1 pseudogene is annotated in these 230 nt (G+C 61.3%); it reads right to left on the reverse strand.

The window, feature by feature from the left end:
• Positions 1-230 (reverse strand): annotated as a pseudogene (locus tag B7449_RS18340) (hypothetical protein); the annotation flags it as partial.

Raw genomic sequence — 230 nt, forward strand, 5'->3', positions numbered from 1 at the left:
ACCCGTTTCAGGTTCGCTTCGCTCTCTGGGCTCATGCCGCCACCTGTCGAGGTATAGAGCGTTCCTTTCTGGAAGCGATCGAGTGCTGCAAAGGACAATGCGTCAATGGCCGCCTCGGTGACGACAAGGCGCGTCACGGGTGCTTCTCCCCCGTCGGCCCGGAAACCGAAGAGACGCTTGCCAACCCCGCCCGTCGAAAACCCCTTGTAATCCGGCCCCCGCATTTCCAT

The organism is Komagataeibacter intermedius TF2 (assembly GCF_000964425.1).
GTDB classification, from domain to species: domain Bacteria; phylum Pseudomonadota; class Alphaproteobacteria; order Acetobacterales; family Acetobacteraceae; genus Komagataeibacter; species Komagataeibacter intermedius.